This is a genomic window from Roseovarius carneus (assembly GCF_020141465.1).
Classification (GTDB): domain Bacteria; phylum Pseudomonadota; class Alphaproteobacteria; order Rhodobacterales; family Rhodobacteraceae; genus Roseovarius; species Roseovarius carneus.
Genome location: NZ_JAHSPD010000001.1, coordinates 2,005,969 through 2,029,261, shown reverse-complemented (window position 1 = coordinate 2,029,261; position 23,293 = coordinate 2,005,969). Strand labels below are relative to the sequence as shown.

Annotated in this window: 23 protein-coding genes; 14 read left to right on the top strand and 9 right to left on the bottom strand. The window is 61.5% G+C overall.

Translation table 11 applies throughout. From position 1 onward, the window contains the following. Nucleotides 1–37: 37 nt before the first annotated feature. Complete coding sequence (locus KUD11_RS10185; RefSeq protein ID WP_109387966.1) at nt 38–379, top strand: DUF427 domain-containing protein; 342 nt, start codon at nt 38–40, stop codon at nt 377–379. Nucleotides 380–489: 110 nt separating this feature from the next. Here KUD11_RS10185 and KUD11_RS10180 read toward each other — a convergent pair whose 3' ends face one another. After that, nucleotides 490–2,103 (bottom strand): GMC family oxidoreductase, encoded by a 1,614-nt coding sequence (locus KUD11_RS10180; RefSeq protein WP_109387968.1) that lies wholly within the window; start codon nt 2,101–2,103, stop codon nt 490–492. A 105-nt stretch (nt 2,104–2,208) separates the two neighbouring features. On the opposite strand from KUD11_RS10180, the gene KUD11_RS10175 reads away from it, so the two are divergent. Continuing rightward, nucleotides 2,209–3,309, top strand: coding sequence for a mandelate racemase/muconate lactonizing enzyme family protein (locus KUD11_RS10175; RefSeq protein ID WP_109384798.1), 1,101 nt, complete (start codon nt 2,209–2,211; stop codon nt 3,307–3,309). Here the strand turns inward: KUD11_RS10175 and KUD11_RS10170 are convergent. Continuing rightward, on the bottom strand, nt 3,306–4,994 hold the full coding sequence (locus KUD11_RS10170; RefSeq protein ID WP_109384799.1) for a chloride channel protein: 1,689 nt from the start codon (nt 4,992–4,994) through the stop codon (nt 3,306–3,308). The two genes, KUD11_RS10175 and KUD11_RS10170, sit on opposite strands and share 4 nt — an antisense overlap. Nucleotides 4,995–5,396: 402 nt before the next feature. On the opposite strand from KUD11_RS10170, the gene KUD11_RS10165 reads away from it, so the two are divergent. The 11 genes from KUD11_RS10165 to KUD11_RS10115 all read left to right on the top strand — a co-directional run bounded on the left by KUD11_RS10165 (nt 5,397) and on the right by KUD11_RS10115 (nt 15,327). After that, a complete protein-coding gene (locus tag KUD11_RS10165) occupies nt 5,397–5,858 on the top strand; it encodes a tellurite resistance TerB family protein (RefSeq protein WP_109384800.1) in 462 nt (153 codons plus the stop codon). Next, nucleotides 5,855–6,295: a tellurite resistance TerB family protein gene (locus KUD11_RS10160; protein WP_109384801.1), complete on the top strand. Its 441-nt coding sequence runs from the start codon at nt 5,855–5,857 to the stop codon at nt 6,293–6,295. Before KUD11_RS10165 ends, KUD11_RS10160 begins: the two co-directional genes overlap by 4 nt. A 199-nt stretch (nt 6,296–6,494) precedes the next feature. After that, nucleotides 6,495–7,217, top strand: a complete 723-nt coding sequence (locus KUD11_RS10155) for an ABC transporter ATP-binding protein (RefSeq protein WP_109387970.1) — start codon at nt 6,495–6,497, stop codon at nt 7,215–7,217. 37 nt (nt 7,218–7,254) lie between these two features. Further along, entirely contained in the window at nt 7,255–7,974 is a 720-nt protein-coding gene (locus KUD11_RS10150; RefSeq protein ID WP_109384802.1) for a transporter substrate-binding domain-containing protein, read from the top strand. An 89-nt stretch (nt 7,975–8,063) separates the two neighbouring features. Next, the gene (locus KUD11_RS10145) at nt 8,064–8,948 is read left to right on the top strand and encodes an ABC transporter permease (RefSeq protein WP_109384803.1); all 885 of its coding nucleotides are present in this window, start codon (nt 8,064–8,066) and stop codon (nt 8,946–8,948) included. Nucleotides 8,949–8,982: 34 nt separating this feature from the next. Beyond that, nucleotides 8,983–9,789, top strand: a complete 807-nt coding sequence (locus tag KUD11_RS10140) for an ABC transporter permease (RefSeq protein ID WP_109384804.1) — start codon at nt 8,983–8,985, stop codon at nt 9,787–9,789. A gap of 32 nt (nt 9,790–9,821) precedes the next feature. Then, nucleotides 9,822–11,138, top strand: coding sequence for a glutamine synthetase family protein (locus KUD11_RS10135; RefSeq protein ID WP_109384805.1), 1,317 nt, complete (start codon nt 9,822–9,824; stop codon nt 11,136–11,138). A gap of 74 nt (nt 11,139–11,212) precedes the next feature. Then, nucleotides 11,213–11,890: a type 1 glutamine amidotransferase gene (locus KUD11_RS10130; protein ID WP_109384806.1), complete on the top strand. Its 678-nt coding sequence runs from the start codon at nt 11,213–11,215 to the stop codon at nt 11,888–11,890. Then, entirely contained in the window at nt 11,890–13,248 is a 1,359-nt protein-coding gene (locus tag KUD11_RS10125; protein ID WP_109384807.1) for a glutamine synthetase family protein, read from the top strand. The genes KUD11_RS10130 and KUD11_RS10125 overlap by 1 nt, the downstream gene beginning before the upstream one ends. A gap of 4 nt (nt 13,249–13,252) precedes the next feature. Next, the gene (locus KUD11_RS10120) at nt 13,253–14,557 is read left to right on the top strand and encodes an NAD(P)/FAD-dependent oxidoreductase (RefSeq protein ID WP_109384808.1); all 1,305 of its coding nucleotides are present in this window, start codon (nt 13,253–13,255) and stop codon (nt 14,555–14,557) included. Nucleotides 14,558–14,655: 98 nt separating this feature from the next. Beyond that, nucleotides 14,656–15,327, top strand: a complete 672-nt coding sequence (locus KUD11_RS10115; protein WP_146190833.1) for a hypothetical protein — start codon at nt 14,656–14,658, stop codon at nt 15,325–15,327. A 3-nt stretch (nt 15,328–15,330) separates the two neighbouring features. On the opposite strand, the gene KUD11_RS10110 is transcribed toward KUD11_RS10115, so the two are convergent. From KUD11_RS10110 to KUD11_RS15215, 7 genes are all read right to left on the bottom strand, one after another. Next, nucleotides 15,331–17,622 carry a glycosyl hydrolase family 28-related protein gene (locus tag KUD11_RS10110; RefSeq protein ID WP_109387972.1) on the bottom strand — a complete coding sequence of 764 codons (2,292 nt, stop codon included), beginning with the start codon at nt 17,620–17,622 and terminating at the stop codon, nt 15,331–15,333. Nucleotides 17,623–17,768: 146 nt separating this feature from the next. Next, nucleotides 17,769–18,173 (bottom strand): DUF4864 domain-containing protein, encoded by a 405-nt coding sequence (locus tag KUD11_RS10105; protein ID WP_109384810.1) that lies wholly within the window; start codon nt 18,171–18,173, stop codon nt 17,769–17,771. Between the two features lie 72 nt (nt 18,174–18,245). Then, the gene (locus KUD11_RS10100) at nt 18,246–19,229 is read right to left on the bottom strand and encodes an Ldh family oxidoreductase (protein ID WP_109387974.1); all 984 of its coding nucleotides are present in this window, start codon (nt 19,227–19,229) and stop codon (nt 18,246–18,248) included. Between the two features lie 57 nt (nt 19,230–19,286). Continuing rightward, nucleotides 19,287–19,970 (bottom strand): ABC transporter ATP-binding protein, encoded by a 684-nt coding sequence (locus tag KUD11_RS10095; protein WP_109384811.1) that lies wholly within the window; start codon nt 19,968–19,970, stop codon nt 19,287–19,289. Then, a complete protein-coding gene (locus KUD11_RS10090) occupies nt 19,963–21,252 on the bottom strand; it encodes a lipoprotein-releasing ABC transporter permease subunit (protein WP_109384812.1) in 1,290 nt (429 codons plus the stop codon). Before KUD11_RS10090 ends, KUD11_RS10095 begins: the two co-directional genes overlap by 8 nt. A 201-nt stretch (nt 21,253–21,453) precedes the next feature. Continuing rightward, nucleotides 21,454–22,800 (bottom strand): proline--tRNA ligase, encoded by a 1,347-nt coding sequence (gene proS / locus KUD11_RS10085; protein WP_109384813.1) that lies wholly within the window; start codon nt 22,798–22,800, stop codon nt 21,454–21,456. Continuing rightward, entirely contained in the window at nt 22,751–23,251 is a 501-nt protein-coding gene (locus tag KUD11_RS15215; protein ID WP_258305380.1) for a hypothetical protein, read from the bottom strand. Before KUD11_RS15215 ends, proS begins: the two co-directional genes overlap by 50 nt. Between KUD11_RS15215 and KUD11_RS15315 the strand changes: the two genes are divergently transcribed. Beyond that, nucleotides 23,217–23,288 (top strand): fasciclin domain-containing protein, encoded by a 72-nt coding sequence (locus tag KUD11_RS15315; RefSeq protein WP_258305401.1) that lies wholly within the window; start codon nt 23,217–23,219, stop codon nt 23,286–23,288. The genes KUD11_RS15215 and KUD11_RS15315 overlap by 35 nt on opposite strands. The last annotated feature ends 5 nt before the right edge of the window (nt 23,289–23,293 follow it).

Below are 23,293 nucleotides of genomic sequence, written 5' to 3'. Positions count from 1 at the left end.
CGCAATGTACGCGCTTGTATTAAGGGAGGGACTGATCATGGCCCATATCACCATTCGCAAGGCGCAAGGCACATGGACCGTCCGCGCAGGCGGCGCTGTTCTGGCGGAGACGCAAAATGCGCTTGAACTGACCGAGGGCAGCCACCCGGAGGTGATCTATTTCCCCCGCGGCGATGTGGCCATGGCGTTTCTTGATCTGAGCGATCAGAAAACCACCTGCCCTCACAAAGGGGGCGCCAAGTATTTCTCCATCGTCACGAAAAGCCAGACCTTGCTGAATGCCGCATGGTCCTATGAGGACCCCAAAGCGGACGTGGCGGCGATCAAGGACCATTTGGCCTTTCACGCCTCAGACACTGTGACGGTCGAAGAGGTCTGAAGCGGTTTGCGTTTTTCCCAAGACAGGGAAAAATGCAAAATGTTCCTTCCCTATCAGAGGCGCGCGCATTTTGCGTTCAATCTATGCCTCAGATTGAACTGAAAAACGCTTTAAACCGCATCCTCCAGCACCATATCCGCGCCCTTTTCACCGACCATGATGGCGGGCGCATTGGTGTTGCCTGACGTGACCGTCGGGAATATCGACGCGTCGATCACCCGCAGGCCCGTGGTGCCGTATACCCGCAAGCGGCTATCCACCACATCCCTCGCCGCGTCCGACCCCATGCGGCAGGTGCTGACCGGGTGAAACACCGTACCCGCGCTCTGGCGGATATAGTCCAGCATTTCGGGGTCGCTTGCCACCTCAGGCAAGGGCGCTATGCGTCGGTCGATAATGGCGGCCATTGAGGGGGCGGCAGCCAGACGCTCCATCACCCGCGCGCTCTCCAGCATGTCGCGCACGTCCTCCTCGGTATCCATGTAGTTCGGGTGAATGATCGGCGGCGCGCTGGGATCATTGGAGGCAATCTCCAGATACCCGCGCGATGTGGGGCGTGTGGGTTGCGCCCCCATCAGGAACCCCGAGAACGGGTCGGGGTTCATCAACGCCCGCTTGCCAGGGGTCGCTTTGGTATAGCTTACCGGCGAGAAGAAAAGCTGTGTATTGGGCCGTTCCAGACCGGGCCGCGTGGCGACAAACCCGCCGCCTTGGTTCACCCCAAGGCTAAGGGGACCGCGCCGTGTGAGCACGTATTGCAGCCCCGCGCGCAGCTTTCCGGGCCACGAATGAAGCTGATCATTCAGTGTCGGGACACGCGCGCGATACATGAAATCCACCGCCAGATGGTCCTGCATATTGCGCCCCACGCCCGCCCGCTCGGCCACAACATCAATCCCGTGGCTTTGCAGCAGCGCCCCCGGCCCCACGCCCGAGTGTTGCAGCAACAGCGGAGAGTTCACGGCCCCCCCCGACACGATCACCTCGCGCCCCGCCATGGCGCGCTTCAGCCGCCCGTTCTGGCGATATTCAACGCCTACGGCCCGCATGCCCTCAAAAAGGACACGCTCCGCCATCGCCCGCTTTTCAATCCGCAAATTGGCCCGCCCCTTCGCGGGGCCAATATACGCCCGCGCCGTGCTCATCCGAAACCCGCGATGAGCGGTGTTCTGATAGGTGCCGACCCCGTCCTGTTGCGCGCCGTTGAAATCGGGGTTGTGCGGATACTGACACTCCTGCCCCGCCTTCACCCATGTATCGCAGAGCGGGTGCAAATCGCGGTCCATCGTGCTCACATTCACCGGGCCATCGCCCCCGCGCCACGCATCCGCGCCACGGTCATTCGTCTCAGAGCGTTTGAAATAGGGCAGCACATCGTCCCAGCCCCAGCCGGGATTACCCATCGCCGCCCAATCGTCGAAATCGGCGTGCTGGCCCCGGATATAGACCATCGCGTTGATCGACGAAGAGCCGCCCATCACCTTGCCGCGCGGCCAGTATGACGTGCGTCCATTCAACGCCGAGATGGGCTGCGTCTCATACATCCAGTTCACCGACTTGCGGTAATACGTCTTGCCGTACCCAATGGGCATCCAGATCCAAAAGCTTTTGTCCGAGCCGCCAGCCTCCAAGAGAAGTACCTTGTACCGCCCTGATGCGCTGAGCCGGTTGGCCAGAACGCACCCGGCCGAGCCTGCGCCGATGATGATGTAATCATATGTCATGGCGCGCATCGTTTGCGCGATTCGCACCAAGCGGCAAGCGACAAAAGCGCTTGCCCTGCCTGCGCGCCCCGGTATCGTCACGCCAAGCCATAAGGAGCGCCCAAAATGAAGATCACCGCCATTGAGACATTTGCCACCGAATTCGTGTGTTTCACCCGCGTGACGGTCGAGGATGGCTCTCAGGGTTGGGGTCAGGTCGCCCCCTATCAGGCAGACATCACCGCCCAAGTTTTGCACCGGCAGGTCGCGCCCTATGCGCTGGGGTGCGATGCCATGGACATTGACCACATCGTCGATATCACCCGCGACCGGGAGCATAAATTCCCCGGCGCTTACCTGCGCCGCGCGATGGGTGGCGTGGACACGGCCCTCTGGGATTGGCGAGGGCGGCGCGAGGGCAAGCCGGTGGCCGAACTGATCGGCGGCAGCGCCGGCAAAGTGCGCGCATACGGCTCCTCGATGAAGCGCGATATCACGCCGAAAGATGAGGCGGACCGCTTGGTGCGCCTGCGCGACGCGCAAGGATTCGATGCGTTCAAATTCCGCGTAGGCGCAGAAGTGGGCCGCGACAAGGACGAATGGGAGGGCCGCACCGAGGAGATCGTGCCGACCATGCGCCGCGCCATGGGCGATGATGTGGCGCTGCTCGTGGATGCCAATTCCTGCTACTCGCCCAAACGCGCGATTGAGGTCGGCCACATGCTGATTGATAACGGTATTTCGCATTACGAAGAGCCCTGCCCCTATTGGGAAATGGCCCAGACCAAGGAGGTCACGGACGCGCTCGATCTGGACATCACCGGCGGGGAGCAGGACGTGATGATGGCCAATTGGCGCCAGATGATTGACGGGCGCATCGTGGACGTGCTTCAGCCCGACATCTGCTATCTGGGTGGCATCACGCGGACCTTGCGGGTGTGCAAAATGGCCGAAGCGGCGGGCATGCCGATCACGCCGCATGCGGCGAATATGTCGATGGTCACGCTTTTCACGATGCACCTGCTCAGGGCCATTCCCAATGCCGGGAAATACCTGGAATTTTCCATCGAAGGCCTTGATTACTATCCATGGCAGCATGGTCTTTTCGTGAATGATCCGTTCCAGATCACGGATGGCCACGCCACCGTCACAGACGCGCCCGGATGGGGCGCAGAGATCAACCCCGACTGGCTGGCGCGCAGCGAATATCGCATCTCAGCCCTTTAGGAGTGTTCCTCTTCGGAGACGGCCGCAAGCGCGCGGTTGAACGCCTTGAGCGCATCCACATGGAAGAGCGCGCCCAGTAGCTCCGGCGCGTCCCCCTCACCGCCCAGCGTGACCACCGGAATAAACGCGACGCCCGAGCTGTCAAAAACCGGCATCGCCGCCTCCAGCGTGGCGTTGCCGTCAATGTAAATCCCGTCCTCGATCATCTCCCAGCACGCATCCTCACGCGCGGCCCCTGCCTCATCTGGTTTGCGCATCACGCTTGCCACGCGTGTCATCGACAAGAGATATGCTTGCGGGCCAGCGGCCAGACGCACGCCCTTGCGCTCAAGCTGTGTCAGGAAGAACGAGCGATCCACAAGGCGCGACCCGAGCGCCGTCGATGTGGAGACGGCCACCATCACCGCAAGCCCGGTCTGCCAATCCCCGGTCAGCTCGAACACAATGAGCGTGGTGGAAATCGGCGCGCCAAGAACCGCCGCCGACACAGCCCCCATACCCGCCAGCGCATAAAGCATATGCGTGCCCGAAACCTCCGGAAACACTGCTGTCGCAACCAGCCCAAAGGCAAGCCCGGTCAGCGCGCCCACCATCAACGAGGGCGAGAACACACCACCGCCCATACGGCCCCCGATGGTGATGGCCACGGCCAAGACCTTGATCACCGCATAGACAATGGCCTCATGCCACAAAAGCTCCCCGGTGAGCGCCGCCGAGGTCGTCTCGTACCCCACGCCAATGATATGCGGAAACCAGATGGCCAGCGCCCCAAGGCAAAGCCCCGCCGCCGCCGGGCGCAGATAGCGCGGCAGGCCCGTACGCTCTTGCAAGTCACTCGCCATGTCATCCGCAAAGAATATCGCATGCATCATCACGGTTGCCACCACCCCGCAGACCAGCCCGAGCATCAAAAAGGCGGGCAACTCTGCGTAGAATTCAAGCGCGGAGGAGACCGGCAACGCAAATTCGGTGACGTCACCAAACTCCAGCCGATTGATCACCGTGCCCGCAACACTCGCGATCACGATGGGTGCAAACGCATGCACCGCGAAGTGGCGCAGCACCACCTCCAGCGCGAAAAGCGCACCCGCAATCGGCGCATTGAACGAGGCAGACACGGCGGCGGCAACGGCGCAGCCCAGAAGGTCGCGCCCGGTGATGCCATTGGCATTGATCCGGTCGCTCACCCATGTGGAGATCACGCCCGCCAAATGCACAACAGGCCCCTCGCGACCCGACGAACCGCCGCTGCCCAGCGTAATCAGCGAGGCCGCCGCCGAGGCCAGCCCTGCCCGCGTCTCCACGCGGCCTTCTTTTAGCGCCGCGCCCTCGATCACATCCGCGACCGATCGGACCCGCCCATCCGGCGTAAAGCGGTGGAGGATCAGCCCCACGATCAGCCCCCCCACCGCCGGGATCACCAAGATCCAATACCAGTCCAGCGCCTCCGCCGCCGTGCGCAAGGTGGCCGTGTCCTCCGAATTATAAAGCCAGGACTGAAGCGCGCCGATCCCTTTGCGAAAGAAAAGCGCCGCAAACCCCGCCGCGATCCCGATAAAGAGCGCGATAAGCCAGAATTGAAACTGGCTCGGCCCGCGAGTGAGCAAAATCCGCCATGCCTGAGCGAGGTTGCGGCGCAAATTGATCAGTGTCTGGCGCAAAAGGGAGGGGGCGGGCTGGCTCATGGTATCGCGGCATCTGCTCTTTTACGGCCCACCCTAATGGCGGTATTTTGCGACCCGGTGCCGCGTTTCACTGCGCGCCCCTTGGCCTGGGATATCCTCCAAGGAGAGTTTGGTCCCGCATCAGGGCAGGGCCCCAGCCTTAAGCGCGCGTCACACCTTACTAGGCCAAGGATTGTTGCTGTCCAAGTCCGATCTGGACCTGCATGGCCAAGCGGGGTCTCATTTCCCTTTAGGGATGGCAAACGCGGGCGGCCTATCCGCCGCCAGACCTGCAAGACAGCAGCCGCAAAGTGGGTTTTCAGCGGGCAAATTGTAAGCACTCCACCCTCGTGGTGGCAAAGGCGCGCCAGAGGTGCCGCAAAGCTCTTGCAACCGTGTGGCCTTGGGATAGAGTCTGCGTCCATGCTGACCCGTATCCTCACCTTGTTCAAAACCCACGAGCCGGACCCGCTGCCCGAGCCGGACGCGAAACTCGCGCTTGGCGCTTTGATGGTGCGTGTGGCAAAATCCGATGCGGTCTACAAGGTCGAGGAAATCAGCCTGATCGACAAGCTTCTGGCCCAAATGAACGAGCTCGGCCCTATTGACGCGGCCAAGATGCGCGCCACATGCGAAAAGATCGAAGCCGCAGCACCCGCCACCCGAAAATTTGCCCTGCTCATTCGTGAGACGGTCAGCTTTGAGGCCCGGCTGGAGGCGCATGAGGCGCTCTGGGCCGTCATGCAGGCGGATGGAGTGCGCCGGGAAGAGGAGTTGGAGATCGTGACACAAGTGAGAGAGGCGCTTGGCCTCAGTGAGGCAGATTGCGCTGCCGCAAAGGCCCGCGCCCTGCCCCAGACAAACACACCGGCGGCTACCCCATGATCGGGGGGCTTCTGCGCCGCCTTACCGCGCCCGAACCTGAGCCGCTGAACGAAGATGACAGCCGCCTTGCGCTCGCGGCCCTTCTGGTGCGCGCGGCCCGCACGGATGGCGATTACGCCACCGCCGAGATTGCCCGGATCGACCGCATCCTCGCCGCCCGCTACAACTTGGGCGAGGGCGACGCCCGCGCCCTGCGCGCCGAGGCCGAAACGCTGGAGGCAGAGGCCCCCGATACGGTCCGCTTTACCCGTGTGATTAAAGAAACGGTCGAGTATGAGGCGCGCACCAGCGTGGTCGAGGCGCTCTGGCAGGTCGTTCTGGCCGATGGGCTACGCGACGATGAGGAGGATGCGATGCTGCGCATGACGGCCTCGCTCCTTGGCGTGAGCGACATCGACAGCGCACAGGCCCGGCAGAGGGCAGCCGCCCGCGCGTGATTGCCACCCCGGCCCGGCGGCTGCGCAGCAAAACAGCATGCATCTGCATTGACCTAGCGTCACAGACGGTCCTTTCGTGTCTAGCGCTTGCATAAACCTGCAATTTCCGCCCTATTGCCCAACAGACCTGCTGATCGGAGCCCCCTTGACCGCTGCTGCCCCCGTCATAGAGATCCGCAACCTCCACAAGGCCTACGGCATGCTGGAGGTCATAAAGGGCGTGGATATAATCGCCAAACGCGGCGATGTGATCGCGCTGATCGGATCATCGGGCTCGGGCAAGTCCACAATCCTGCGCTGCGCGAACCTTCTGGAAGACAGCCAGCAGGGCGATATCCTTTTCAAGGGCGAGCCGGTCACATGGCGCGGCAAGGGCCTCACGCGCCGCCCCTCGGATGCGGGGCAGATCATGCGTATCCGCACCAATCTCAGCATGGTGTTCCAACACTTCAATCTTTGGGCACATCTCACGATCCTGCAAAACGTGATGGAGGCCCCCGTGACCGTGCTGGGCCGGGACCGGAGTGAGGCGGAGGCGTCCGCACGCGGCTATCTCGACAAGGTCGGCATCGGCGACAAGGCTGACGCATACCCCGCGCAACTCTCCGGCGGGCAACAACAACGCGCCGCCATCGCGCGGGCGTTGGCGATGGAGCCAGAAGCGCTTCTGTTTGATGAGCCAACATCGGCGCTGGACCCCGAGCTGGAGCAGGAAGTCGTCAAGGTTATCAGGGATCTGGCCGACGAGGGTCGCACCATGATGATCGTGACCCATGACATGAAAATGGCCCGCGATGTGTCTGATCACACTGTGTTTCTTCACCAAGGCCTGATAGAAGAAGAAGGCCCCCCGGCCACACTCTTCACATCCCCGAAATCAGAGCGGCTACAGCAATTCCTAAGCTCGACACTGGCCGACTGACCCACCCCTACCAAACACTCAAAGGGAGACTACTCAAATGAAAAAGCTGCTTATCACCTCCGCGGCGCTGGCCCTCACGGCCAACCTCGCCATGGCCCAGGACGTCGTCCGCCTCGGCACCGAGGGCGCCTACCCTCCATGGAACTTCATCAATGATGCCGGCGAAGTCGACGGGTTCGAGCGCGAGCTTGGCGACGAACTTTGCGCCCGCGCCGAGCTGACCTGCGAATGGGTCACCAACGAATGGGACAGCATCATCCCCAACCTCGTTTCCGGCAATTATGACGTGATCATCGCAGGCATGTCCATCACGGACGAGCGTGATGAAGTCATTGATTTCACGCAAAACTACACGCCACCCGACCCTTCCGCCTTCATCGGAATGGACGCAGGCGCAGACCTTGCAAATGGCGTGATCGCAGCCCAAACAGGCACGATCCAAGCGGGCTACATCGCCTCCACAGCGGCCACGCTGGTCGAATTCGCAACGCCCGAAGAAACCGTCGCTGCGGTGAAAAACGGCGAAGCGGATGCGGTTCTGGCCGACAAATCCTTCCTTGTACCGATTGCCGAGGATGACGCAGACCTGATGTTCGTCGGCGAAGACGTGCCTCTGGGCGGCGGTGTCGGCATGGGTATCCGCGAGTCGGATAATGAGCTGCGCGACAAATTCGACGCGGCGATCCAATCCATGAAGGATGACGGCTCGCTCAACGAGATGATCATCCGCTGGGAAGTCTCCTCGACCTTCGAGTAACCCACTCTGCGCAGGGGGGCCACACAATCGGCCCCCCTTCTTCTTAGCAAAAATACTCAAAATTCCCTGCCCCATCATGAGGCCGCACTATCTTCAGCTTTTGCACAGATCCCGACACGCTGGGCACGTTTCAGTGGTTCGCTTGCTACCTCACCACGGGCAAGCATATGGGCTTCTATGTCAGCTTCGGGACGGTGCTCTTGCTGCTGGCGATCACAGCGCCTACGGCGCTCGCGTTCGGTTTTGGTGGTGCCATGGCCGCCCGCTCGCGGATCGTGCCGCTGAGCTGGTTTGGCAAAGCTTATATCGCCATCGTGCGCGGTGTGCCGGATATCGCGTTTTTCCTCTTTTTCGTCATTGCCCTTGATCAGGGATTTGAGTGGCTGCGCCATCAGACGCTGTGCCCCGATTGGCCCGATGCCATCCGGCAAGGCAATGATTTCGTCGTCTGCTCGGCGGCCAAGCTTCCGCTGTCCAACGCGCCACAATGGGTGCACGAGGCATATGGTTTCATGATTGCCGTGCTGACCTTCGCCATCGTGTTCGGCGCGTTCGCCGCAAACGTGCTTTACGGGGCCATGCGCGCCGTCCCGCGCGGACAGCTTGAGACGGCTGAGGCCTACGGAATGACCCGCCGCCAGATCTTTCGCCGCATCCTCGTGCCACAGATGTGGGTCTACGCCCTGCCCGGCCTCAGCAACCTGTGGATGGTGCTGATCAAAGCCACGCCGCTCCTCTTCCTTCTTGGCGTCGAGGATATTGTCTATTGGGCGCGCGAGCTTGGCGGCACCGCCAATGCGCGCTTCACCGATTATCCCCATGGCGATTGGCGCGTGTGGTATTTTCTGGCGCTCTTGGTCTTTTATCTCGCCTTCACGCGCGTCTCAGAAGTGGTGCTTGATCGTCTGATGGCGCGCCTCACCCATGGGCAGGCCACCACAGGCGGCGAAGCGCAGCGGAGGGCCGACGCATGAGCCCTCTATCTCCCTTCCTCCAGAGGGCCGCATAATGTCGTGCTGGCAAACCGTTCAGGACTACGCATTCCGCTCACTGGGCTATGGCGAGCGGCTGCTGCCGCGCGAGGGGTTCACGCTGTGTGAGCATTTCACCCTCATCGGCTCGGGCATGATCTGGAACGTCTATTTCGGCGTTGTTGCCCTGATCACCGGGTTTTTCCTCGCCACGGCCGTAGCACTTGGCAAGGGCAGCGCGAACCCGTGGCTGCGCAAACCCTCCACATGGTTCATTTTTGTCTTTCGGGGCTCGCCGCTCTTCATCCAGTTTTTCTTCGCCTATTTCCTCTTTCTCAGCCTCAAGGGCGTCAGCCCCATTTTTGACCCCTTCACCTCAGCATGGCTGGGCGCGCTCATCGTACTGTTCCTCAACACGGCCGCCTATTCGGGTGAGATTTTCTATGGCGCGCTGCGCTCTATCCCCAAGGGGGATGTGGAGGCGGCGGATGCTTACGGCTTCACTGGCTGGACCCGGTTTCGCCGTATCATCTGGCCCACCATGCTGCGGCTTGCCTGGCCCGCCTATACGAACGAGGCGATCTTTCTTTTCCACGCCACCACGCTCGTCTTTTTCACGGGCTTTCCTGCGTGGCAGCAAAAAGGCGATGCGCTTTATTACGCCAATTTCTTTGCCGACAAGACATTCAATCCCTTCGTGCCCTACCCCATCCTCGCGGGCTATTTCATTTGCCTCAGCCTGCTGTTGATTGGCGGCATGGGTCTGATCAACAAACGGCTCAATCGGCATCTGCCCCAAGACGCCCGGCAGCGAATTCGCTTGCGTCTCAGCCTGATCAGGTAAATCTATCTCCGGCCAAGGCCAAGGAGAGACCCATGGATATTTACGGAGCATCCACATTTCGCGTGGCAGCCGTTGATCTGAACGGACAGATGCGCGGCAAGCGCGTGCCTGCCAGCTATGCCACAAAGCTTGAGGGGGGGGCGGTGCGCATGCCGCTCTCGGTGCTCAATGTGGATATCATGGGGGCCGATATCGAGGATAGCCCACTCGTCTTTGAAACCGGCGATGCGGACGGGATACTCAGGCCCACAAATCGCGGCGCGATGCCGCTGCCCTGGCTCGACTCGGTGCAGCCGCTGGTGCCGATGATGATGTATCTTGATGATGGCACACCCTTTTATGGCGATCCGCGCCATGCGCTGAAGATCGTGCTGGAAAGATACCACGCGCGGGGATGGCAGGTGATCGCCTCGACCGAGCTTGAATTCACTCTTGTGGATGATGCTGGCAAGCGCCCGCGCCATGTGCGCGACCCGCGCAGCGGGCGGCGCGTCGTGGCCTCAGAGATCCTCTCGCTCAGCCAGATGGACACGTTCGATCCGTTCCTTTCGGCGCTCTATGATGGCTGCGCCGCGATGGGGATTGAGGCGCAGACCACCACATCCGAGGCGGGGGTCGGCCAGTTCGAGATCACGCTGAACCACCAAGACGCGTTGCGCGCCGCCGATGATACCTGGTTCTTCAAAAGCCTGATCCGGGGGCTGGCCAATAAATTCGGCATGGCCGCCACCTTCATGGCCAAGCCCTTTCCCGGCGATAGCGGCAATGGGATGCATATGCATTTCTCGGTGCTGGATGCGGAGGGCGCGAACATCTTCAATGATGGCGGCCCGCGTGGGACGGATGCGTTGCGCCATGCGGTTGCAGGCTGCCTCAAGGCGCTGCGCCCCTCCACACTGATCATGGCGCCACATGCCAACAGTTTTGAGCGCATGGTGCCGGGCGCACATGCCCCCACAGCCATCAGCTGGGCCTATGAAAACCGCACCGCCGCGATCCGCATCCCCGGCGGCGCGCCCGCCGCACGGCGGATTGAACACCGCGTGGCCGGGGGTGATATCAACCCCTATCTCACCTTCGCCGTGATCCTTGGTGCCGCCCTGACGGGGATCGAAGACGGGGTCGAGCCCCCCGCCCCCATCACCGGCAGTGCCTATGATCAAGACCTGCCACAACTCTCGGAAGATTGGGCCACCGCGATCAATGATTTTGAGGCCAGCGCTCAGATGAAGCGCATCTTCGATCCGCGCCTCATCCGCAACCTTGTGATGACCAAACGCCAAGAGCTGGAGCATATGAGCCAACTGCCCGTAGAAAATCACTGGAAGGTCTATCTCGAAAAGGTCTGAGGACATAACAAGGGGGCTTGCCGGGGGCATGACGCTCGGCTAGCCTCACATTTGATCAAATTATGAGGCTAGCCTTGAAAATCGGCATTTTGCAAACTGGTCATGCGCCAGATGATATCCTGAAGGATATGGGCGACTACGACGCCATGTTCTCCCGCCTGCTCGACGGGCATGGGTTCAGCTATGAAACCTATGACGTGGTGGATGGCCTCTTCCCCGAAGGGGTGGACGCCTGTGATGGCTATCTGATCACCGGGTCCAAACACGGCGCCTATGAAGCGCTGCCATGGATCGCGCCGCTGGAGCAGTTTATCCGTGATGTCTATGCGGATGGACGGCCCATGGTCGGCATCTGCTTTGGCCACCAAGTGATCGCGCAGGCGATGGGCGGGAAGGTCGAGAAATTCAAGGATGGCTGGGCCGTGGGTCGCACAGACTATGAGATCGAAGGCGCGCCCGTCACGCTTTATGCGTGGCATCAGGATCAGGTCACAGCGGTTCCCGAAACCGCCCAAGTTGTGGGCGGCAACGCGTTTTGCCAAAATGCGGCGCTGCTTTACGGCGACCGTATCTTCACCGTGCAGCCCCACCCCGAGCATACCCCCGATTTTGTCTCGCGCCTGATTGAGACGCGCGGGCGCGGCGTGGTGCCCGACCCGCTTCTGGATGCCGCCAAATCCCATGTGCGCGCGCCGGTTCATAATGACCTTCTGGCCAATCGGATGGCCGCCTTCCTGAAACGAGGTGCCTGATGGCCCATTGGACTGACAAGCTGCCCAAAGCTGCCGCCGCCTTTCTTGAGGGGCGTCGCCTAGATGAGGTGGAATGCATCGTCTCAGACCTGCCCGGTATCGCGCGCGGCAAGGCCGTCCCTGCCAGCAAATTCGCCAAGCAGGAATTCTTTCACCTACCGGATTCGATCTTTTACCAAACCATCACCGGCGACTGGGGCGAAGCAGCGGGCGAGGCTGGCTTCATCGAACAGGACATGGTTTTGGTGCCCGACATGAGCACCGCAACCGCCGCGCCCTGGACCGGCGATTGGACGCTGCAAGTGATCCATGATTGCTTTGACGGCGCGGGCGAGCCGATCCCCTATGCCCCGCGTAACGTGCTGCGCCGCGTGGTGGAGATGTATGCCAAACGCGGCCTCAAAGCCGTGGTAGCGCCAGAAATGGAATTCTTCCTCGTCGCGCGCAACATCGACCCAGCCCATGACATCAAGCCGATGATGGGCCGCACGGGCCGCCCCGCCGCCGCGCGGCAGGCCTATTCCATGACCGCTGTGGACGAGTTCGGCCCGGTGATCGACGATATCTATGATTTCGCCGAGGCGCAGGGCTTTGAGATCGACGGCATCACCCAAGAGGGCGGCGCGGGCCAATTGGAGATTAACCTTGCGCATGGTGATCCCATCAAGCTGGCCGATGAGGTCTTTCACTTCAAACGCCTGATCCGCGAGGCGGCGATGCGCCATGATTGCTTTGCCACCTTCATGGCAAAACCCATCGCGGATGAACCGGGCAGTGCCATGCATATCCACCACTCCCTTGTGGATATCGAGACCGGACAGAACATCTTTGTCGATGAGGAAGGCGTTGAAACCCCTGCGTTTTATCATTTCATCGCAGGTCTGCAAAATCACATGCCCTCGGCCATCGCGGTGATGGCGCCCTACGTCAATTCCTACCGCCGCTACGTCAAGGATCACGCCGCCCCGATCAACCTTGCCTGGGCGCGCGACAACCGCACAACGGGCATCCGCATCCCCATCTCCAGCCCCGCCGCGCGCCGGGTCGAAAACCGTCTGGCGGGGATGGATTGCAATCCATATCTCTGCATCGCGGCTTCGCTGGCCTGCGGTCTTCTGGGGCTTGAAGATGCGAAAATGCCCTTGGATGAGGCCAAGGGCGACGCCTATCAGGGCGAAAGCGATATCCCCCAAGTTCTGGGCGAGGCCCTCGATCTCTTTGACGAGGCGACGCGCCTGCACGAGGTCCTGCACCCCGAATTTGCGCGCGTCTATTCCATCGTGAAACGCGCCGAATACGAAGAATTTCTGCAAGTCATCTCCCCGTGGGAGCGCGAACACCTGCTGCTCAACGTCTGATCTAATGGACCTGCTTTACGCCAATGACCGCGCAGGGACTTATCCCGACAGCTGGTATGCCGCGACCTGCGCGCCATTGGAGGCCTTTGCGCCCCTCAAGGGCCAGCACAAAGCAGACGTGGTCGTCATCGGCGGCGGCTTTACCGGGCTTTCCGCCGCGCTGCATCTGGCCGAGGCGGGGTTTGACGTCGCACTTCTGGAGGCGCACCGCGTGGGCTTTGGCGCGTCCGGGCGCAATGGCGGGCAGCTTGGCAGCGGGCAGCGGATGGACCAGCACGGCATTGAGAAGCTGATGGGCGCGCAGGATGCAGCCAAGCTCTGGGACTTGGCCGAAGATGCCAAGGATCTCGTCAAACACCTGATTTCAAAGCACTCTATTGATTGCCATCTCAAACCCGGCATCGCCCACACAGCGTTTTCCAAATCCGAGATGCAGGAGGTACACGCCGAAGCGGACCACCTGACCGAGCGCTATGGCTATACCAAGATCGAGAAGCTCGACGCAGACCAAATGCACGCCATCTGCCCCTCCCCGCGCTATCACGGCGGTACCCTTGATATGGGGGCGGCACACCTGCACCCTTTGCGCTATGCGCTGGGTTTGGCGGCGGCGGCGGCCAAGGCAGGCGTGCGGATTTACGAGCGTAGCCGGGTGCAGGATATTGACCCCGGAACCAAAACGCAGGTGCGCACCGACCATGGCGCGATCAAAGCGGATCATGTGATCTTAGGTTGCAACGGCTATCTCGGGGGCCTCAACAGCAAGGTCGCGGCGCGCGTCATGCCGATCAACAATTTCATCGCCGCGACAGAACCTCTGGGCGATGATGCTGCCCGCGTTCTGGCCCGCGACGTGGCCGTGGCGGATACGAAATTCGTGGTGAATTACTTCCGCCTCAGCCATGATAAACGTCTGCTTTTTGGCGGTGGCGAGACCTATGGCTACCGCTTTCCCAAGGACATTGGCGCATTGGTACGCAAGCCAATGACAGAGATTTTCCCGCATCTGGGCGATGTAAAAGTGGATTACGCATGGGGCGGCACGCTGGCCATCACCATGCGGCGTATGCCCTACGTGGCGCGGCTTGCCCCCAACATTCTCACCGCTTCGGGCTATTCCGGCCACGGCGTCGGCACAGCCACCCATGCGGGGCAGCTTATGGCGCGCGCGGTGCAGGGACAGGCCGAGGGGTTCGATACGATGGCACGCGTGCCCACCCAGATATTCCCCGGCGGATCGGCGCTCCGTTCGCCTCTCTTGGTGCTGGCGATGACATGGTACGCGATGCGCGATCGTCTGGGCGTCTAACACCACAGGCTGCATTAAACGCGCGGCCATTAACCTTCCGTTTACCAAGTTGAACGAAGTGTTAGGGGATGTGGCGCGCCCTTCTCCTCTTGGCCCTGATGCTCCCCGACCTCGCTCAGGCTGGGCCATGGCTGCGCGCAGAGGGCGAGAAATTCCTGAGTTTCTCGCTTTTGCTAGAAGAGGTTGACGAAAGCGGCAGTTCAAACGGCTACGCATCGCTTTACGCCGAGTATGGCGCGACCCCCAACCTCACACTAGGCGTGGATATTGGCACAAACGAGGACGGCGACCTCAACGCGTTCGCCTTCGCCCTGCTGCCCATTTCGCGCGACCGGATCAAGGTCGCGTTTGAAATCGGTGCGGGGCTGGTGGGGCGTGCAGGCACGTTGCGCTCTGACCTCTCCGACGGATCATTCGGCGCGGTCACAAGCGCGCTCGCCGTGCGCCCCGGCCTCTCTTTGGGAGCGGGATTCACGGCGATGGGCACCCAAGGCTGGTTCGCCATCGACACGCGCGGCGAGATCATGGTTGAGGACGGGGATGCAGCCTTCACCGCAGACATCACGCTCGGGCTAAAGCCGCACCTGCGCACCAAGATGATCTTGCAACTGCAACAGGGCGGGCCGATGTCGGACCCCGATTACATGCGCTTTGCGCCGTCAATTGTGTGGGAGGTGAGGCCCGGCCGCCACCTTGAATTGGGGGCAACGGCCGGGCTGATGAATGCCGAAGCTTACGGCATCAAACTGGGGTTTTGGCGGCGGTTTTAACACTCAGAGCGGGTCATCAATCCGCACCACCATCGTGATCTCGCCACTGACAGGCTGACCAAACTGCACCCGCACCTGATTTCGGTCTGGCCCTTGGCGCGCATTATAGAAGGGCGCAATGAATACAATATTGCCGCTCGCATCGCGCAATGGCCCCGCCGGAAGGATCGATTCCACCGTCTGCGCAAAGGCCTCAAACGGCAGGTTCGGCCCCGGCTCCACGGTCCAGACATCGCTCGCGCTGTTTTGCTCATGCTCCAGAAGAAGCGGGCTTGAGACGCGCGTCTGGATGTTGCCGAACGTGTTGTTGGTGAAGACCACGTTGCGAAAACGGTTGTAGTCGAGATTGGCAAAGCTGGTATCAATCCGGTCGATCCGCTCCACCGGATCATCAATGATGCGGAACGAATTGCCCGACACATGCACTCCGTTGAGAAAATGCCCCGTACCGTAAGGCTTGATCACGATAAAACTGAACCAAGGGGCGACATTCCCCGCCAAAAACACGTTGTCCACGAGGTTGAGCGCGCTGAACGAAAACTCGGACGAGAATTCCGGCGCGCTGTCATGCTCGTTGGTCCATTCCACAAAACAATTGTCGACATAGTTCGTCGCAATCGTGGAGCGGCAATTGATCCGCGTAAGGATCAAACCCGCCGAGCGCGTGCCGTCCGAGGAGGTATCCCCCTGAAACCAGTGATTGCCCGTGATGATATTGGACGAACCCGCCAGCAGCGCAAAATGGCGAAACCGCGTGATGCGGTTGTCGCGCAGCTTCACATCATTGGCGTTGGCATTGAGCCCGATGGAGGAGCGCTCAGACACCAAGAGATTGTCTTCATTGGACAAAAATTGGCACCGATCCACCTTCATCCCCTGATCGCCCGTACCGGGGCTGGAGATGCCACGATCCCTTGGTCGTGAGATAAAGCAATCGCGGAAGTGAAACCCGGTGCCCGTCTGGGGGAGCATCACGCAGCTGCCATAACCCGAGGCCTGAAACTCAACATTCGAGATTGAGAATTTGCTGAGCCGCGAGAAACCGGAGAAATCCAGCATGTATTTGAACCGCCGGAAGGTATAGTTCTGCGTGCCTTCCGCATCATAAAGCTGCTGGCTCAGCGTCACCTCCTGCTGGGAGATGTTGACCGCGCTCACATAGACCTCGCGGCCCACGCCATTGCCTTCGACCACCGCGCCGATGGGGATGTTGGCCACGTCTGTCACGCCGGTCAGGCGCAGGCTGTTGGACGCGGAATAGGTCGCTTGGCTGGTGATCACATCCGTGTCCCATGCAGGCCCCTCCACGGCTGAGAACTGGCCGTTCTTCAGGATGCGCCGCTGGGAATAGCTGTCACGATCCGGGATCGCGGCCTGCATATCCACTGGCGCGCGCAGCGACACGATTCTCCCCTGCATGTCCAGTTCCACATGGCCGGTATTGCTCAAAAGCGCTTGAAATGCCTTACGAAACCCGATTTCTTCGTCGCCAAACGCATCAATATATGCGGGCAGATTGTAATTTCGGGTCAGCGAAAACACGTGCTCCGTCGCCATAGTGACCGTGCCTTCAAAACGCACATTGCTCTGAAACGTCACGCTGTCGCCAAGGAAATAGGTGCCGGGCGAGACCAGCACATCGCGCCCGTTCGCCGCCGCATCCGCCGCCTCAAAGGCTACGTGATCATCGGTGGTGCCATCGCCCAGCGCGCCATAATCACGCACATCGACCCAATCCATCATCTCGCGCAGGAACACGTGCGTCGCATCCTCGATCCGAATGTCGTCAATCCGCACGATGCCACCGCTGGGGCCCGTCAGGTCGATGCCGAAATGGCCATAGACAGGCTCTGGTCCCCACACCATATCCACGCCCGCACGGTCGCCCGTGCCCACGATGGCGCTGACCTCAACCACCTCGCCGTAATTCTCCAGTGTGACCTGCGGACCAAAGGCCTGCGCAGATGCCACGTTGCCGCCCCCCGCGGCCCCGGCCCAGCCCGCGATCCGCACATTGGGCAGGTTGCCGGTGATGGCCTTCACCCGTGCGGTGATGCGCAGGTAGCATCCCGGCAGGATCGGCGTCTCCCCCATATAGCGCAGGCGCTGCACGCTTTGGGTCTTTTGCATCTCAAGCGCGCCGCCAAAATCCTGATCCGCCGCAACAAGGGCCGCATTTGTCGCCCCCGCATAAGTGTCCGAGCCGGGGGTGCCATTGCCGCTGGACCACATGTTCAGCCCCGCCCCGAATTCAGGGGGCATGAAGACGATCCCGTCGGTAACTGCCTTGTTCATATCGTTCCCTTTCCACATGTCGCAGACACCCAAAAGGGCCGCTGAAGCCATGCCTTGCATTTCACCAGCCCGGGGCACGCCCGGATGGAAAGGGGAGATATCTATGAAGGGTTAACGCGTGCTGGGGACACCGTGACGGTGGGGTGTTATGCAGTGCCTACGGCCGGGCGGATGCGCACGCCGTTGATCTTCCAACCTGCATCAAGCTCGATCATCTCGTATTCGAGGATAAACACATCGCCTGCCACATCGCGGACCATCACGTCCTGCCAGAGCGCGCCGTCCCGGTTTTCCAGCTCCAAGAACCGCACATCGGCAGGACGCCAGACCATCGGAAACCCGCGCTGCACCATCACACCGAAATTCTCTGGCGTGCGAAAAACCTGGCGGATCGTAGGGCTGGCATATGTGAAAGCCTGCTCGAAGTCATCGGCCTCAAAGGCCTCAATCTGCGCCGCGATCACGGCGCGCACGTCGCTCTCTTGCGCCATAGCCTGCGGGGTGCTCAGCCCGGTGAAAAGAGCCACCAAAGCGGCAAAGATAAAACGCATGACGAAGTCCTCCTGTGTCAAAACGTAACGTGCAGGCGGCCTGCGTCAAATCAGGGCAGGGTCAGCGCAGGCCTAGGACACACCCGCCAATCCCTGCAATTGCGCCCAAACCGCGTCCTCGACATCGACCTGCGAGGCCAAAACCTTGCCCTGCCCCGGCATCCGCGCGCCCTCATTTTCCGCCACACCCTCCATGATCCGGGCCAGCCGCGCACCGAACGCATTCGACACGCCCGGATCAATCAACAGATAAATCTGGCCCAGATCATGCGGCGCACCTTCAGGCGCCTTCAGGGGGGCAACATCCTGACTGGTCAATCCTCCGGTCAGCCCTGCGGTCAATATCTCCGCCATCAGGCCAAAGCCCCAGCCCTTATACCCCCCGGTGCTGACCAATGAGCCCTCGATTGCCGCCGCCGGATCGGTGGTGGGTCGGCCCGCCTTGTCCACGGCCCAGCCCTCGGGGATGCGCTCCCCCGCCGCTTTGGCCATCGTGATTTTTCCGAACGCCACAGCGGTGGTGGATTGGTCAAATTGCATGGCCACGCCGCCCGCCCCGTCCGGCACCGAAAATGCGATTGGGTTGGTCCCAATCACCCGCTTGGTGCCGCCCGGAGGGGCCACCACGGGCGTGGCGTTGGTCATGCCCAGCCCGATCAGGCCGGCCTGCGCGATCTGGCGCGTGAAGTATCCCAGCGATGTGCAGGTATGCGCGCGCCCCACAGCGAGCATCGCAGTGCCGTTCTCCTGCGCGGCCTGCACCGCCTCGGGCAAGGCCCGCAGGAATGCTGCCTGCGCGAACCCATTGGCCGCATCCGCACGCACCGTACCGGGGCGCGGGCGCGACACAACAGGCTCTGCCTGCCCGTCAACGCGACCGGATTTCAGCTGCAAACAATAGCTCTCCAGATAATAGAGCCCGCAAATCTTGTTGCCCGTCGCCTCCGCCTCACCAATCGCATCGGCCACACTGGCCGCCACCCAAGGGGCGGCCCCGTGACGCTCCAGCGCCTGTGCGCTCAGGGCGGTGATCCGGGATATGGATTGGACGGTCATGGCGCGCTCCTTCTCAGGGGTTTGCGCCACCATGGGCAGGGCAGAGGGCGGCGTCAATCAGCCTTCGACGAGCCGCCCTTCCTCCATCCGCACGCGTCTGTCCATCCGCGCGGCAAGATCAAAGTTATGCGTGGCGATCAACGCCGAAAGCCCGGTTTCGCGCACCAGATCAACCAATGCGGCAAAGACCTGATCCGAGGTCGCGGGGTCCAGATTGCCCGTCGGCTCATCAGCCAGCAAGAGGCGCGGCGCATTGGCGAGCGCCCGGCAGAACGCGACCCTCTGCTGCTCCCCGCCCGACATAGCCGAGGGGCGGTGCGCCGCCCGCGCGCCCACACCCACACGCTCCAGCAGGCTTTGCGCGCGCGCCACCGCCTCCCGGCGCGGCGTGCCATCGGCAAGCTGTGGCAGCACGACATTCTCCAAAGCCGTGAACTCCGGCAGCAGATGGTGGAACTGATACACAAACCCGATATCGCGCCGCCGCGCGACCGTCCGCCTGCGATCACCGAGCCCCGTCATCGCCGTCCCGCCGATCTCCACCGTCCCGGCATCGGGCGTATCCAGCAGCCCCGCAATATGCAAAAGCGTGGATTTGCCCGCACCAGAGGGGGCCACAAGCGCCACGATCTCGCCGCGCCGCAGGTCCAGATCAGCACCGCCAAGCACGCGCACCTCATTCGAGCGCCCCTTGTTATAGACCTTCTCAAGCCCCTTGAGGCGCAGTACCGCGTCACTCATAGCGCAGCGCCTCCACCGGGTTCATCCGCGCCGCCCGGCGCGCCGGAAAGATGGTGACGATAAACGACAGGCCCAGCGACAAAGACACAGCCGACATCACATCCTCAAAGCGCAGCTCGGCGGGCAGATAGTAGATCCCCCGTACCGACGGGTCCCACACCTGCCCCCCCATGGCCCAATTCACGGCGGCAAAAAGCGGATCAATATAAATCGCGAACAAGCATCCCAGAATAACCCCCATCGCCGTGCCGATGATGCCGGTAAACGCACCACAGATGAAAAACACCCTGAGCACCGCACCTTCGGTTAGCCCCATTGTGCGCAAAATCCCGATATCGCGCCCTTTGTTTTTCACCAACATGATAAGGCCACTGGTGATGTTCATCGCGGCGATCAGCACAAGGATCGACAGGATGATGAACATCACATTGTCCTCCACCTCCAGCGCGCGCAGAAAGCCACCCGATTGGTCCTGCCATGTCCAGACCAGCGCCCGGTCCCCGGCAGCGGCAAGCAGTGGCAGGCTCAGCATATCTATCTGTTCAGGGTCGGCGACCATCACCTCAAGCTCATCAGCCCGGCCCTCGCGGTTGAAAAAGCTCTGCGCCTCGGCAAAGGGCATGTAGATGCGCGTGCGATCGATATCCCAGCGCCCGGCGGTGAAAATATAGACCACATCATAGGAGTTCACCCTCGGACTGGTCCCAAACGCCGTCTTTACCCCACCGGGAGAGATGATCCTGATCCGGTCCCCAAGGCTCACCCCAAGCTCGCGAGCCACGCCCGACCCAATTGCCACCCCCTGAGGGAAATTGGAGATATCACCCAAAGCCGTCACAGGATTGGCCACGCGCGGGATGGTAGCGAGATTTTCGGCGCTGATGCCGAAAATCTCCACGCCCGCATTGCGGTCGCGCGCATTTGCCATCACCTGCGCCTTGATCAAGGGCGCCACACGGGTCACGCCGGGCACCGCGCGCACCCGGTCTGCCATGGCCTCATACTCCTCAAGCATCCGGTCCACCCGGCCGCTCAGAGCATCCACCTGCCCTGCATTATAAACGGTAACATGGGCGTTCGCGCCAAGGATCGTATCGACAAATTCCGCGCGAAACCCGGCCCTGACCGACAAGGTCGCAATCAGCGCCATCACCGCCAAGGTGATCCCAATGAGCGAAATCCACGTCATCACGCTCACGCCACCCTCGGCGCGTTTCGCGCGCAGATAGCGCCACGCGATCATCCACTCAAAAGGGGCAAAAGGAGCCGGCGTGCCTGCCACGATGTGACCTCGTTTGTTTTGCGCTCACAGTGCGGCGCGCAGGATGCGGCGTCAAGCCGGGGCGCGCCACCGGAAGGGCCAGCGCAGGGCCGCGCTCAGCGCGCGGAGAACACCTCGCCGCGCACAATGCCCCCAGATCGGCGCGCAGCCTGTCGTGGCGCGCCGATCAAAGCGCCCATCGCCTTGCCGCGCAGCATGCGCTCAGCCCCCGCGATGGGGCGCGTAAATCTCCACGAGCCGCTCGATCGCCTGCTCGGGTGGCATCTCTTCCGACACGCCCGTGCGCCGCGAGGTCAACTCGACCACGCCGTTCTTGAGGCCCCGTGGCCCCACCGTGATCCGCCACGGCAGACCGATCAAATCCATCGTTGCAAACTTACCGCCCGCCCGCTCATTGCGGTCATCATAAAGCGGCTCCAGCCCCAGCGCCGTCAGCGCCGAGTAAAGCGCCTCACAGGCCCCATCGGCCTCCGCATCACCCTGCTTGAGGTTCACGATCCCCGCATGAAAGGGCGTGACACCTTCGGGCCATATTATCCCGTTCTCATCATGACTGGCCTCGATGATCGCGCCGACAAGGCGGCTCACGCCAATCCCGTGGCTGCCCATATGTACCGGCACCGGCTTGCCGTCCGAGCCTTGGACGGTCGCGCCCAGCGCGTCGGAATACTTGGTGCCGAAATAAAAGATCTGCCCCACTTCGATGCCGCGCGCCACCCGGCGGCGCTCCTCAGGGACTTGCTCAAAAAGGGCCGCGTCATGCGTCTCATCGGTGCGTGCGTATTTGGTGGTGAACTCCTCCAAAACGCCCGCACATTGCGCGACGTCATCATAATCAATCGCCCGGTCGCCAAAGCTCAGATCGGTCACGGCGCTGTCATAGAAAACCTCGCTCTCGCCGGTCTCGGCCAGCACGAGGAACTCGTGCGTGTCATCCCCACCAATCGGGCCACTATCCGCGCGCATCGGGATCGCCTGAAGGCCCATCCGCTCATAGGTCCGCAGATAGCTCACCAAGTGACGGTTATAGGCGTGAAGCGCGTCCTCCTTGGTCAGATCGAAGTTATAGCCGTCCTTCATGTAGAACTCGCGCCCACGCATCACACCAAAGCGGGGACGCACCTCGTCGCGGAATTTCCATTGAATCTGGTAGAGGGTCAGCGGCAAATCCTTGTAGCTGCCCACATGGGCGCGGAAAATGTCGGTGATCAACTCTTCGGCGGTGGGGGTGAACAGCATATCGCGGCCATGCCGGTCCTTGATGCGCAGCATTTCTTCGCCGTAATCATCATAGCGCCCACTCTCGCGCCACAGCTCTGCCGATTGGATCGTGGGCATCAGCATCGGCATGTGCCCCGCCTTCGCCTGCTCCTGATGCACGATGTCTTCGATCTTGCGCAGCACTTTGAAGCCCAATGGCAACCACGAGTAAATCCCCGCACTTGCCTGTTTGATCATGCCTGCGCGCAGCATCAAACGGTGCGAGACGATCTGCGCCTCAGACGGGGTTTCCTTGAGGACAGGCAGGAAATAGCGAGACAGGCGCATCGTTGGGCACTCCGGTGATTAAGGCGGGTTCAAGCGTTTCGCCCCGTTTATGACAGAGCGCGCGTTCCGGCAAGGTGCAGCGCGAGCGCCACCATCCCACCCGTGCAAAGGCCTCAAACCGGCGGCATCCCGCCCGCCCCGGATTGGAGCCGCGGTCAAAAGTGAACGATGCCTTCACCGCCCTGCCCAAAGGCACGGTCGAGACGCTTTTACAGCCAGAGAAAAAGGCCAACTGACAGATGTGCTGCTCTACCAAGGCGATGATCGCAAGCTGACGATCAAGATGATCCCAATGGCGGCCAACCCCTTCAAGCCGCGCAACACGTCCAAGCGTCTGTGCATCACAAAGAGCGCCGATGGCGTAACGATCGCCGACAGCACGGCACAGCTGGCCAATAGTCATCATCGCCAACATTATGGCCGATAACGGCGTGATCCATGTGATCGACAAAGTGCTGCTGCCCGGCGCGCGTCCCGCCTGCCACTAATATCT

Excerpts from the sequence above, each read along its gene's own strand:
- KUD11_RS10185 (WP_109387966.1), top strand. The coding sequence starts at position 38 with ATGGCCCATATCACCATTCGCAAGGCGCAAGGCACATGGACCGTCCGC.
- KUD11_RS10180 (WP_109387968.1), bottom strand. The coding sequence starts at position 2,103 with ATGACATATGATTACATCATCATCGGCGCAGGCTCGGCCGGGTGCGTT.
- KUD11_RS10175 (WP_109384798.1), top strand. The coding sequence starts at position 2,209 with ATGAAGATCACCGCCATTGAGACATTTGCCACCGAATTCGTGTGTTTC.
- KUD11_RS10170 (WP_109384799.1), bottom strand. The coding sequence starts at position 4,994 with ATGAGCCAGCCCGCCCCCTCCCTTTTGCGCCAGACACTGATCAATTTG.
- KUD11_RS10165 (WP_109384800.1), top strand. The coding sequence starts at position 5,397 with ATGCTGACCCGTATCCTCACCTTGTTCAAAACCCACGAGCCGGACCCG.
- KUD11_RS10160 (WP_109384801.1), top strand. The coding sequence starts at position 5,855 with ATGATCGGGGGGCTTCTGCGCCGCCTTACCGCGCCCGAACCTGAGCCG.
- KUD11_RS10155 (WP_109387970.1), top strand. The coding sequence starts at position 6,495 with ATGCTGGAGGTCATAAAGGGCGTGGATATAATCGCCAAACGCGGCGAT.
- KUD11_RS10150 (WP_109384802.1), top strand. The coding sequence starts at position 7,255 with ATGAAAAAGCTGCTTATCACCTCCGCGGCGCTGGCCCTCACGGCCAAC.
- KUD11_RS10140 (WP_109384804.1), top strand. The coding sequence starts at position 8,983 with ATGTCGTGCTGGCAAACCGTTCAGGACTACGCATTCCGCTCACTGGGC.
- KUD11_RS10135 (WP_109384805.1), top strand. The coding sequence starts at position 9,822 with ATGGATATTTACGGAGCATCCACATTTCGCGTGGCAGCCGTTGATCTG.
- KUD11_RS10125 (WP_109384807.1), top strand. The coding sequence starts at position 11,890 with ATGGCCCATTGGACTGACAAGCTGCCCAAAGCTGCCGCCGCCTTTCTT.
- KUD11_RS10120 (WP_109384808.1), top strand. The coding sequence starts at position 13,253 with ATGGACCTGCTTTACGCCAATGACCGCGCAGGGACTTATCCCGACAGC.
- KUD11_RS10115 (WP_146190833.1), top strand. The coding sequence starts at position 14,656 with ATGCTCCCCGACCTCGCTCAGGCTGGGCCATGGCTGCGCGCAGAGGGC.
- KUD11_RS10110 (WP_109387972.1), bottom strand. The coding sequence starts at position 17,622 with ATGAACAAGGCAGTTACCGACGGGATCGTCTTCATGCCCCCTGAATTC.
- KUD11_RS10105 (WP_109384810.1), bottom strand. The coding sequence starts at position 18,173 with ATGCGTTTTATCTTTGCCGCTTTGGTGGCTCTTTTCACCGGGCTGAGC.
- KUD11_RS10100 (WP_109387974.1), bottom strand. The coding sequence starts at position 19,229 with ATGACCGTCCAATCCATATCCCGGATCACCGCCCTGAGCGCACAGGCG.
- KUD11_RS10095 (WP_109384811.1), bottom strand. The coding sequence starts at position 19,970 with ATGAGTGACGCGGTACTGCGCCTCAAGGGGCTTGAGAAGGTCTATAAC.
- proS (WP_109384813.1), bottom strand. The coding sequence starts at position 22,800 with ATGCGCCTGTCTCGCTATTTCCTGCCTGTCCTCAAGGAAACCCCGTCT.